The organism is Pseudomonas sp. P7759, from assembly GCF_013386445.1.
Lineage (GTDB): Bacteria > Pseudomonadota > Gammaproteobacteria > Pseudomonadales > Pseudomonadaceae > Aquipseudomonas > Aquipseudomonas azotoformans_A.
This window is the reverse complement of record NZ_JACART010000050.1, coordinates 1-11,902: the sequence shown is the minus strand read 5'-3', so window position 1 is coordinate 11,902 and position 11,902 is coordinate 1. Positions and strand designations below refer to the sequence as shown.

The window sequence follows — 11,902 nt, the reverse complement described above, 5'->3', positions numbered from 1 at the left end:
ACTGCTGATCAATAGGGGACAGTTCGATCACGGCGGATGTTCATCCTTTAATGTGAAGATTGCGTCATGGCCGCCCGGTATTGCCGGGTGCGCCGCGCCAGAAACCATTGGTCCCGCACCAGCGCCATGCACGGTGCGACGTTGGCCTTGGGCAAATGGCCGCGGCTGAGGCGGCGCATCTGGTAGCGCACCACGGCAAGAATGGCGAGGGAGGCCAGCGGTTTGCGTTTCCAGTCGATGGGCTTGAGCTGCGGGTTGGGGTCGCGACCTTCGCGCCAGTGCTGGATCAGCTGCGGCTCCAGCGTCAGGGCGGTAGCGATCCCGGCCATGGCGACGCCGCTGTCCAGCACCTGTTGCACGATGGGCAGGCGACGGATGCCGCCGGTGACCATCACCGGCATCTTGGCAATGGTCGCCAGTTGGCTGGCGAACTCCAGGAAGTACGCCTCCCGCGCCAGGGTGCGGCCGTCACGCGCTTCGCCTTGCATGGCCGGTGCTTCGTAACTGCCGCCGGATAATTCCAGCAGGTCGATGGGCAGCGGGTTGAGCATTTCGACCACGGCGCGTGCATCGGCTTCTGCAAAACCGCCCCGTTGGAAGTCGGCGGAGTTGAGTTTGACGGCGACACAAAACGACGGGCTGACGCTGGCGCGCACCGCACGGATCACTTCCAGCAACAGCCGCGCGCGGTTTTCCAGGGAACCGCCCCAGCGGTCGGTGCGCTGGTTGCTCAGAGGCGACAGGAACTGGCTGAGCAAGTAGCCATGGGCGCCGTGGATCTGCACGCCGGTAAACCCGGCTTTTTCAGCCAGGCGTGCGCTGGTGGCAAAGCGCTGGATCACATCCTGGATATCGTCCTCGGTCATGGCCTTGGGCGTGGCAAACATCTTCGAGAAAGCCCCCAGGTCGAGCGCTACGGCAGAAGGCGCAATGGCTCGCTGGCGCAGGTTGGCCGGGGTCTGGCGGCCTGGATGGCTGAGTTGTACCCAGAAGTGCACGCCGTTGCCGCGCGCCACGTCGGCCCACTCGCGAAAGCTCGCCAGGTGCTGCTCGTCTTCGAGGGCCACGCCACCGGGGCCGGTCATGGCGCGGCGGTCGACCATCACGTTGCCGGTGATCAACAAGCCAGGCTCGCCCTGTGCCCAAGCCTTGTACAGCTGCTTCAGCTCAGGGGACGGCGCCTGATTGCCATCGGCCATGTTTTCTTCCATCGCGGCCTTGGCGATGCGGTTGGAAAGGACTTGGCCATTGGGCAGTTGCAGGGCTTCAAAGGGTGACATGGGTTGACTCCTGAGCGGGGGAGGCCTCAGGCTAAGCTTAAAGTTAACTTTAATGTCAAGCAGGTGCAGCGATGAATATTGGTGAGCTGGCAAAGCAGAGTGGGCTGGCGGCGTCGCGGATCCGCTTTTATGAAGCCGAGGGGCTGATCAGCCAGGTGGGGCGCCAAGCCAATGGTTATCGGCGCTACTCGGCGGAAGCGTTGCAGACGTTGCAGCTGATTCAGAGCGCGCAACAGGCAGGTTTTACCTTGCAGGAACTCAAGGCGCTGATGCCGGCGCCGGGTGAGCACAAGCGTGAAGAGCTGATCGAAGCGCTGGAGCGCAAGGTCGCGCAGATCGAAGCGATGCAAGCGCAACTGGCTCATAGCAAGGCGCAATTGCTGGGGGTGATCGAAGCGGTGCGCGCGCAGCCCGACGGTGTGCCGTGCAGCATGGGGCAAAAGCAGGTGCTGGCGTCGATCAAACTCAATGCATAAAAAAAGCCCTGGCATGCCAGGGCTTTTTCATGCGCCAAGACTCAGCGACGGCGGAACAACGGCAGTGGTTCGTCCGTGGCGGCCTGGTACGTTACCGAGAAGTCCTTGAGGCTTTCCAGCGCTTCGTACGGGTCTTTGTCGGCGCGCAGGGCGAAGGCATCGAACCCGCAGCGGCGCAGGTAGAACAGCTGGTCGCGCAGCACATCGCCAATCGCGCGCAACTCGCCTTTGTAACCATAACGGTCACGCAGCAGGCGCGCGTTGGAGTAGTTGCGGCCGTCGGTGAAAGCCGGGAAGTTAAGGGCGATGACCTGGAAGTGCTCCACGTCGTCACCGATTTCTTCGGCTTCTTCCTCCGCATCCAGCCATACGCCCAGGCCGCCGTCGCGGGCCTTGAGGGCGTGCGCGTGTTCGCGCCACAGGGCCAACGGCACGATCAGGTCGTCGCAGTTGGAAATGCCGTCGAAGCTCGCGTCCTTGGGCAGCAGGTGCCAGGTTTCGTCGAGGACTTCGTTGTTCTTAATGATTCGCTGCATAGACGCGCTCCTTGAACAGGTCGATGCCGATGCGCTGGTAGGTGTCGATGAAACGCTCATCTTCGGTGCGCTGTTCGATGTACACATCGATCAGTTTGCCGATCACCTCGGGCATGGCTTCCTGGGCGAAGGATGGGCCGAGGATCTTGCCCAGGCTCGCATCGCGGCTGGCGCTGCCACCCAGGGACACTTGGTAGAATTCTTCGCCTTTCTTGTCCACGCCCAGGATGCCGATGTGGCCGACATGGTGGTGACCACAGGCGTTCATGCAACCGGAGATGTTCAGGTCCAGCTCGCCGATGTCGAACAGGTAGTCCAGGTCGTCGAAACGGCGCTGGATCGATTCGGCAATCGGGATCGACTTGGCGTTGGCCAGGGAGCAGAAATCGCCGCCTGGGCAGCAGATGATGTCGGTCAGCAGGCCGATGTTCGGCGTGGCGAAACCGCCTTCGCGCAGCTCGCCCCACAGGGTGAACAGTTGGCTCTGTTCAACGTCCGCGAGGATGATGTTCTGCTCGTGGGAGGTGCGCAGTTGACCGAAGCTGTAGCGCTCGGCCAGGTCGGCGACGGCGTCCAGCTGCTTGTCGGTGATATCGCCCGGTGCAACACCGGTCGGTTTCAGCGACAGGGTCACCGCGACATAACCTGGTTTCTTGTGCGCCAGGGTGTTGCGGCCACGCCAGCGGGCGAAGCCTGGGTGTTCTTGGTCCAGCGCTGCGAACTCGGCGTCCTGATTGCTCAGGGCCTTGTATTCAGGGTCGACGAAGTGCTTGGCGACGCGGTGCACTTCGGCTTCGGTCAGGGTGGTCTGGCCGCCGCGCAGGTGTTCCATCTCGGCGTCGACTTTCTGGGCGAACACCTCAGGGGTCAGCGCCTTGACCAGGATCTTGATCCGGGCCTTGTACTTGTTGTCACGACGGCCGTAGCGGTTGTAGACCCGCAGGATCGCATCGAGGTAGCTCAACAGGTCCTGCCACGGCAGGAACTCGTTGATGAAGGCACCGACCACCGGGGTACGGCCCAGGCCGCCACCGACCAATACGCGAAAGCCCAGCTCGCCGGCTGCGTTGTGCACCGGCTCCAGGCCGATATCGTGCACTTCGATGGCCGCACGGTCCGAGGTCGAGCCATTGATGGCGATCTTGAACTTGCGCGGCAGGTAGGCGAATTCGGGGTGGAAGGTGGTCCATTGACGGACGATTTCGCACCAGGGGCGTGGGTCGATCAGCTCGTCGGCGGCAACACCGGCGAATTGATCGGTGGTCACGTTACGCAGGCAGTTACCGCTGGTCTGAATGGCGTGCATCTGCACGGTGGCCAGTTCAGCCAGGATATCCGGCACATCTTCCAGCGCCGGCCAGTTGAACTGTACGTTCTGGCGGGTACTGATGTGGGCATAGCCTTTGTCGAAGTCGCGGGCAATCTTGGCCATCATGCGCGTCTGGCGCGACGTCAGTTGGCCATAGGGCACGGCCACCCGCAGCATCGGCGCAAAGCGCTGAACATAAAGGCCATTTTGCAGGCGCAGAGGGCGGAACTCTTCTTCGCTCAGTTCACCTGCCAGATAGCGTCGGGTCTGATCACGGAACTGCTTGACGCGGTCCTCGATGATGCGCTGATCGTATTCGTCGTATACGTACATATAGGTCCTGTTCTCGGCAAATCTGCGCGCACGGCCGCGCACTCCCAACGGAGCCGGCGCACGATACCAGTTTGCGTTTATGCGCAAAAGTGATGTTTGAGTATATGCAAATAACCAAAATGACTAATGAGAACGGTTATCGCGATACCCACATTTGTCATGCGGGCAATCGTCGACTTTACTGTGAGCGTGTCTGAACGTTATCACCTATAAAACCGACAAGAGGCGATGCGATGAGCAATTCGACAAAAGCCCGTAAACTCGACAGTACCGTTGATGCCTGGGCCATCCTGTTCCTGATCATTCTGGTCGTGGGAACTGCCGTGTTCTGGGTAAGCCACCAGTAAACAGCCTCGATTGACTGTCGCAATGCCACTATCATGGCGGTCAATATTCAAGGCTTGAACATCCATGTCGAAGGTGCTGATTGCGTGTGTGTGGTTGCTGGGATCGGCGTACGGGGCGATGGCCCATGCCACGTCGGTGGTGTTTCTCAACCCTGGCATGTCGACGGAAACCTTCTGGGTCAGCTACGCGCAATTCATGCAGGCCGGTGCCAAGGACCTCGGCCTGCATTTGCGTGTGCGCTATGCCGAGCGTGACGCCCACAACACCCTGAACCAGGCGCGCGAAGCACTGCAAGGCAACGAGCGGCCGGATTATCTGGTGTTGGTGAACGAGCAGTACGTCGCCCCGCAGATCCTGCGCATGGCCCAGGGCAGTGGGGTGAAGCTGCTGATCGTGAACAACGCGCTGACCGCCGATCAGGTACAATTGCTCGGCAACAGTGCAGGCTGGATCGCCAGCATGGTTGCCGACGACGAACAGGCCGGCTACCTGATGCTCACCGATCTACTGCGCCAGCACGGTCCGGTCGCAGCCGGTGAGACCATCGACCTATTGGCATTCTCCGGCACCAAGACCACCCCGGCCGCGCAATTGCGCGAACAGGGCTTGCGCCGCGCCCTGGCCGAGCACCCAGAAGTACGCCTGCGCCAGTTGGTCTACGGCGAATGGAGCCGTCAACGTGCGTACGAGCAAGCCACGCTGCTGTTCAAGCGCTATCCGCAAACCGCGCTGGTGTGGTCGGCCAACGACGAGATGGCGCTGGGTGCCATGCAGGCGTTACAGGACAGCGGGCGCGTGCCGGGCAAGGAGGTGTTGTTCAGCGCAGTGAACAGCTCGCCGCAGATCTTGCAGGCGCGGCTGGAAGGGCGGTTGAGTACGCTGGTCGCCGGGCATTTCACCCTGGGCGGCTGGGCGATGGTGTTGATCAATGATGACGCCAAGGGCGTGGATATCAGCGCCCATGGTGGGCGTGACCGCCAGCAAGCGCTGTTCCAGCTGATAGACACGCTCCAGGCACAACGCTTGCTGGGGCCCATGGCGCCTGTTGATTTCCGGGCACTGTCTGCCGTCGGCAAGCCGGCGTCCTACCGTTACCCGTTCAGCCTGCAATTGCTGCTGCGCTAGACACCGGCCAACAGCAGCACCAGCTTGACGATGCCGAACAGCGTCAAGGCAAACACCGCCGTGAACAGAATACCCAGCACTACAAAGTGGCTGGGCTTGCCGTGGGTGAAGTCGCGGGCGCGGTTCTTGCCGCTTTGCACGCCAAACGCGGCCGCCATCACGCTGTGCAGCATTTGCCAGAAGGTAGGGGGCTTGTTGTTGACTGGATCGTCCATACATCCCTCGACACAAGGTGTGTGAGGGACAGCATAGACAATCCCGCCGGGCTTAGTTGTCGTAACCCAGGTTTGGCGCCAGCCAACGCTCGGTCACGCTCAGGTCCTGGCCTTTACGCGCGGTGTAGCTCGCCACCTGGTCCTTGTCGATCTTGCCCACGGCAAAGTACTGCGCCTGTGGATGCGCGAAGTACCAGCCACTGACGGCAGCAGCCGGGAACATCGCGTAGTGCTCGGTGAGGAACACGCCACTGCGGCCCGCTTCCATCTCGCGTGCCTCCGGGTCCAGCAGTTGGAACAAGGTGCCTTTCTCGGTGTGATCCGGGCACGCCGGGTAGCCCGGGGCAGGGCGGATGCCGCTGTACTGCTCCTTGATCAGCGCCTCGTTGTCCAGTTGCTCGTCCTTGGCATAACCCCAGTAGTCTTTACGCACTTGCTGGTGCAGCCATTCGGCGCAGGCTTCGGCCAGGCGGTCGGCCAGGGCCTTGACCATGATCGAGTTGTAGTCGTCGCCCGCGTCCTGGTAGGCCTTGGCGACTTCTTCGGCGCCGATGCCGGCGGTGGTGATGAAACCACCGATGTAGTCGGTCACGCCGCTGTCCTTGGGCGCCACAAAGTCGGCCAGGGAGAAGTTCGGCTTGCCGTCGGTCTTGATGATCTGCTGGCGCAGGTGATGCAGCTTGGCAATCGGCTGGCCGTCGTCACCGTAGACTTCCAGGTCATCGTCCTGCACCTGGTTGGTCGGCCAGAAACCGAACACGGCACGGGCGCTGATGAGTTTTTCGTCGATCAGTTTCTTGAGCATTTCCTGGGCATCGGCGTACAGCGCGGTCGCCGCTTCACCGACAACTTCATCAGTCAGGATGCGTGGGAATTTCCCCGCCAGGTCCCAGGAAATGAAGAACGGCGTCCAGTCGATGTACTCGGCCAGCACCTTGAGGTCGATATTGTCCAGCACCTTGGCGCCGGTAAAGGTCGGCACTACCGGCGTGTAGGTGCTCCAGTCGAACTGCGGCTTCTTGGCGATGGCGGCCGCGTAGCTCAGGCGTTCGGTGCGGGCGCTGCGGTTTGCGGTGCGCTCGCGCACTTCCACGTATTCTTCGCGGGTCCGCTCCACGAAGCCGGCTTTCAGCTCCTTGGACAGCAGCTGAGTCGCCACGCCGACTGCACGCGAGGCGTCGGTGACATACACCACGGCATCGTTGCTGTACTTGGGCTCGATCTTCACCGCCGTGTGGGCCTTGGAGGTGGTGGCGCCACCGATCATCAGCGGCAAGTGGAAGTCTTGGCGCTGCATCTCACGGGCCACGTGCACCATCTCGTCCAGGGACGGCGTGATCAGGCCGGACAGCCCGATGATGTCGCACTTCTGCTCCTTGGCCACCTGCAGGATCTTCTCCGCCGGCACCATCACGCCCAGGTCGACGATGTCATAGCCGTTGCAACCCAGCACCACGCCGACGATGTTCTTGCCGATGTCGTGCACGTCGCCTTTCACCGTGGCCATCAGGATCTTGCCCTTGGCTTCCGGCTTGTCGCCTTTTTCCAGCTCGATGAACGGAATCAAGTGCGCCACGGCCTGCTTCATCACGCGGGCGGATTTCACCACTTGGGGCAGGAACATTTTGCCCGCGCCAAACAGGTCGCCGACGATGTTCATGCCGGACATCAGCGGACCTTCGATCACTTCGATCGGGCGTGCGAACGACAGTCGCGACTCTTCGGTGTCCTCGACAATATGCGTGGTGATGCCCTTGACCAGCGCGTGTTCCAGGCGCTTGTTCACCGGCCAGCCGCGCCATTCTTCGGTCTCGGCTTCCTTGACGCTGCCGTCGCCCTTGTACTTGTCAGCGATGGCGAGGAGGGCGTCGGTGCCTTCCGGCGTGCGGTTGAGCACCACGTCTTCCACGGCGTCACGCAGCTCGGCCGGGATCTGGTCGTAGATCTCCAGCTGGCCGGCGTTGACGATGCCCATGGTCAGGCCGTTGCGGATCGCATACAGCAGGAACACCGAGTGGATCGCCTCACGCACCGGGTTGTTGCCACGGAACGAGAACGACACGTTGGACACGCCGCCGGAGGTCAGCGCGTACGGCAGTTCGTCACGAATGTAGGCACAGGCGTTGATGAAGTCGACAGCGTAGTTGTTGTGCTCTTCGATACCGGTGGCGACCGCGAAGATGTTCGGGTCGAAGATGATGTCTTCCGGCGGAAAGCCGACTTCATTGACCAGGATGTCGTAGGAGCGTTTGCAGATTTCTTTCTTGCGCGCTTCGGTGTCGGCCTGGCCGGCTTCGTCGAACGCCATCACCACCACGGCGGCGCCGTAGCGCTTGCACAGCTTGGCGTGGTGGATGAACTGCTCCACGCCTTCCTTCATGCTGATGGAGTTGACGATGCCCTTGCCCTGGATGCACTTGAGGCCAGCCTCGATCACTTCCCACTTAGAGGAGTCGATCATGATCGGCACGCGGGAGATGTCCGGCTCGCCGGCAATCAGATTGAGGAAGGTCACCATGGCCTTCTTCGAATCCAGCATGCCTTCGTCCATGTTGATGTCGATCACCTGGGCGCCGGCTTCCACCTGCTGCAGGGCGACTTCCAGGGCTTCGGTGTAGTTGTCCTCGCGGATCAGGCGGGCGAACTTGGCCGAGCCGGTGATGTTGGTGCGCTCACCGACGTTGACGAACAACGAGCTGCGGTCGATGGTGAAAGGTTCCAGGCCCGACAGGCGGCAAGCCTTCGGGATATCCGGGATCTGGCGCGGCGCGTAACCGGCCACGGCCTTGGCGATGGCCTCGATGTGGCCAGGCGTGGTGCCGCAGCAACCGCCGACAATGTTGAGAAAGCCGCTCTGGGCGAATTCTTCGATGACCTTGGCGGTTTGTGACGGCAACTCGTCGTACTCGCCGAATTCGTTGGGTAGACCGGCGTTCGGGTGCGCAGAAACGTGGGTGTTGGCCTTGTTCGACAACTCTTCCAGGTACGGACGCAACTCGCTGGCACCCAGGGCGCAGTTCAGCCCCACGGAAATCGGCTTGGCGTGGGCCACGGAGTTCCAGAACGCTTCGGTGGTCTGGCCCGACAGGGTACGGCCGGAGGCGTCGGTGATGGTGCCGGAGATCATGATCGGCAGTTCGATGTTCAATGCCTCGAACACGCCCTGCACGGCAAAGATCGCGGCCTTGGCGTTGAGGGTGTCGAAAATGGTCTCGATCAGGATCAGGTCGGCGCCGCCTTCGATCAGGCCTTTGGTGGCTTCGGTGTAGTTCTCCACCAGCTCATCGAAGGTTACGTTGCGGTAGCCGGGGTTGTTCACATCGGGCGACAGCGAGCAGGTGCGGCTGGTCGGGCCGAGCACGCCGGCGACGAAACGCGGCTTGTCCGGGTTTTCTGCGGTCTTGGCGTCGGCGATCTTGCGCGCCAGGCGTGCGCCTTCTACGTTTAGCTCGTAGGCCAGTTCTTCCATGCCGTAGTCGGCCATGGAGATGCGCGTGGCGTTGAAGGTGTTGGTTTCGAGGATGTCGGCACCGGCATCCAGGTAGGCTTTTTCGATGCCTCCAATCACGTCCGGACGGGTGATCACCAGCAGGTCGTTGTTACCCTTGACGTCGCTTGGCCAATCGGCGAAGCGTTTGCCACGGTAGTCATTTTCCTCAAGCTTGTAGCTCTGGATCATCGTGCCCATACCGCCGTCGAGGATCAGGATACGTTCCTTGAGGGCTTGATGAAGGGCTTGCAGACGAACGCTACGATCGGACATGGGACTACTCTGGTCAGGCATTTCGGAGGGCGTGAATCATAGCAAACCTGTGCCGATTTAGAGCATGTGCAGGTTTTGCATGAATATCGTTCATGTTGCTGTCGGGTGTGGCCCGGTAGAATCACCAGCAAATTTTCAGCGTACGTATTGAATCGGGACCGGATACATGTCACTTCGCCTCATCACCAGCGCCGTCCTGGCACTGGTCGCCTGCATTGCACAGGCCGACGGACCCGCCCCGGCGATTTCGTACACCCGCGACATTCAACCTATCTTCACCGAGAAATGCGTGGCCTGCCACGCCTGCTACGACTCTGCCTGTCAACTGAACCTGGGCAGCGGCGAGGGTGCGGCCCGTGGCGCCAGCAAAGTGCCGGTCTACGATGGTGAGCGCAGCCAGGCGACACCGACCACACGGTTGTTCTATGACGCTTTCGGCAAGCAGGCCTGGCAGCAAAAGGGCTTCTATTCGGTGCTGGATGCCCAGGGCAGCCAGGCTGCGCTGATGGCACGCATGCTGGAACTGGGCCATAACGCACCGTTGCAACCCAATGCCAAGCTGCCCGAAGACATCGTACTGGGCCTGAACCGCGAAAACATGTGTGCCATGCCTGGCGAGTTCAATGCCTATGCCGGTGCCCATCCCAAGGAGGGCATGCCGCTGGCGGTTACCGGCCTGACGGACCAGCAATACCAGACTTTGCAGCGTTGGCTCGCGTCCGGCGCACCTATCGATGAACAAGGCCTGGCGCCCAGCGCCAAGGAAGCCTTGCAGGTCCAGCAGTGGGAAAACCTGTTCAACCAGCCGGGCGCCCGGGAAAGCCTGGTGGCGCGGTGGTTGTTCGAACATCTGTTTCTCGCGCACATCTACTTCGAAAATGGCGAACCGGGGCATTTCTTCCAGTGGGTGCGCTCGCGTACGCCAAGCGGTCAGCCAATCGACCTGATCGCCACCCGTCGCCCCAATGATGACCCAGGCACCCGTGTGTACTATCGCCTGTGGTCGGTGCAGGGTGTGATTGTGCATAAAACCCACATCACGTACCCGTTCAGTGCCGAGAAGATGGCACGTATTAAAGAGTTGTTCTACGCCGGCAATTGGCAGGTCAACGCCTTGCCGGGCTATGGTCCGGGCCGGCGCGCTAACCCGTTTGAGACCTTTGAAGCCATTCCGGCCAAGGCGCGTTACCAGTTCATGCTGGATAACGCCGAGTACTTCGTGCGCACCTTTATCCGTGGGCCGGTGTGCCGTGGGCAGATCGCCACGGATGTGATCCGCGACAACTTCTGGACGTTGTTCCAGGACCCGGACCACGACCTGTACATCACCGATGCGCGCTATCGCGGCCAGGCCACGCCGTTGCTGGCCATGCCGGGGCAGAACGATGATGTCGGCAGCGTGCTCAGCCTGTGGTTGGCCTATCGTGACAAGCGCAATGCATACGAGGCGCTGCGCCGCGACAGCTACGCCGATTTGCCGCCGCCAAGCTGGTCGAACCTGTGGGCGGGCAATGATAATGCCTTGCTGAGCATCTTCCGCCACTTCGACAGCGCCTCGGTCACCAAAGGCCTGATTGGCGAGGTGCCACAAACCATGTGGCTGTTCGACTACCCGCTGCTGGAGCGCACCTATTATCAGTTGGCGGTGAACTTCGATGTGTTCGGCAATGTGTCGCACCAGGCCCAGACCCGGTTGTACTTTGACCTGATCCGCAATGGCGCCGAGCAAAACTTCCTGCGCTTGATGCCGGCTGATTCTCGCGAAGACTTCATGGATGATTGGTATCAGAACAGCGGCAAACTCAAGCTGTGGCTGGACTATGAGGCGATTGATGACGATAAGCCTACCGGCCTGCACCTGAGCGAAAACGATCCGAAGCGCGACTTTGCCAACCAGTTGCTGGCGCGTTACGGTGATTTGAATGCGAGCCCGGATCCGATCAACCGTTGCATGGGCGCCTATTGTTCCCGTGATGGTGTCGACCCCGCCATTCAGGATGCGGAGCAGGCGCTGAGCCGCCTGACGTCACGCCCGGCCGCTGGGCTCAAGGTTATCGATCAATTGCCTGAAGCGACGATGCTGCGGGTTGAGACTGCCAGCGGTAAGCGTGTGGTCTATAGCATGTTGCGCAATCGTGCTCACAGTAATGTGGCGTTTCTGTTGGGTGAGGCTTATCGCTATCAGCCGGGCCTGGATACGGTGACCATCTATCCGGGTGTGTTGAGCAGCTATCCGAACTTTATGTTCAATATTCCGGCCCAGGAAGTGCCGGAGTTTGTGGCTGAAATGGAGCGGGCCAAGGATGCCAAGCGGTTTGAGAAGATTGTGGATCGTTGGGGTGTGCGGCGTAGTCATCCGTTGTTTTGGCAGTATTTCCATGATTTGTCGGCGTACATTCGTGAGACTACGCCGGTGGAGGAGGGGGTGTTGGATATGAATCGGTATGAGAATTTGTGAGATTGTTTCGGGGTACATATCCGTTGCTGCGGTAACGGTTGATATTGGTTCCGCCCTTA

8 protein-coding genes are annotated in these 11,902 nt (G+C 60.9%); 3 read left to right on the top strand and 5 right to left on the bottom strand.

Translation table 11 applies throughout. The features are described 5' to 3' along the window. Positions 1-47 precede the first annotated feature (47 nt). A complete protein-coding gene (locus tag HX823_RS27020) occupies positions 48-1,280 on the bottom strand; it encodes an NADH:flavin oxidoreductase/NADH oxidase family protein (RefSeq protein WP_177077578.1) in 1,233 nt (410 codons plus the stop codon). 71 nt (positions 1,281-1,351) lie between these two features. On the opposite strand from HX823_RS27020, the gene HX823_RS27015 reads away from it, so the two are divergent. After that, on the top strand, positions 1,352-1,756 hold the full coding sequence (locus HX823_RS27015; RefSeq protein ID WP_177077576.1) for a MerR family transcriptional regulator: 405 nt from the start codon (positions 1,352-1,354) through the stop codon (positions 1,754-1,756). A 41-nt stretch (positions 1,757-1,797) separates the two neighbouring features. Here the strand turns inward: HX823_RS27015 and HX823_RS27010 are convergent, their stop codons facing one another. Next, positions 1,798-2,292, bottom strand: a complete 495-nt coding sequence (locus tag HX823_RS27010; RefSeq protein ID WP_033902261.1) for a DUF934 domain-containing protein — start codon at positions 2,290-2,292, stop codon at positions 1,798-1,800. Then, the gene (locus HX823_RS27005; protein WP_033902260.1) at positions 2,276-3,934 is read right to left on the bottom strand and encodes a nitrite/sulfite reductase; all 1,659 of its coding nucleotides are present in this window, start codon (positions 3,932-3,934) and stop codon (positions 2,276-2,278) included. Before HX823_RS27005 ends, HX823_RS27010 begins: the two co-directional genes overlap by 17 nt. Positions 3,935-4,345: 411 nt before the next feature. Here HX823_RS27005 and HX823_RS27000 point away from each other — a divergent pair, with 411 nt between their 5' ends. Then, the gene (locus HX823_RS27000) at positions 4,346-5,407 is read left to right on the top strand and encodes an ABC transporter substrate-binding protein (RefSeq protein ID WP_177077574.1); all 1,062 of its coding nucleotides are present in this window, start codon (positions 4,346-4,348) and stop codon (positions 5,405-5,407) included. Here the strand turns inward: HX823_RS27000 and HX823_RS26995 are convergent. Beyond that, positions 5,404-5,622, bottom strand: a complete 219-nt coding sequence (locus tag HX823_RS26995; protein ID WP_033902258.1) for a DUF2970 domain-containing protein — start codon at positions 5,620-5,622, stop codon at positions 5,404-5,406. The two genes, HX823_RS27000 and HX823_RS26995, sit on opposite strands and share 4 nt — an antisense overlap. A gap of 52 nt (positions 5,623-5,674) precedes the next feature. After that, on the bottom strand, positions 5,675-9,385 hold the full coding sequence (gene metH / locus HX823_RS26990; RefSeq protein WP_177077572.1) for a methionine synthase: 3,711 nt from the start codon (positions 9,383-9,385) through the stop codon (positions 5,675-5,677). Between the two features lie 166 nt (positions 9,386-9,551). Here metH and HX823_RS26985 point away from each other — a divergent pair, with 166 nt between their 5' ends. Next, positions 9,552-11,843: a fatty acid cis/trans isomerase gene (locus HX823_RS26985; protein WP_177077570.1), complete on the top strand. Its 2,292-nt coding sequence runs from the start codon at positions 9,552-9,554 to the stop codon at positions 11,841-11,843. Positions 11,844-11,902 lie beyond the last annotated feature (59 nt).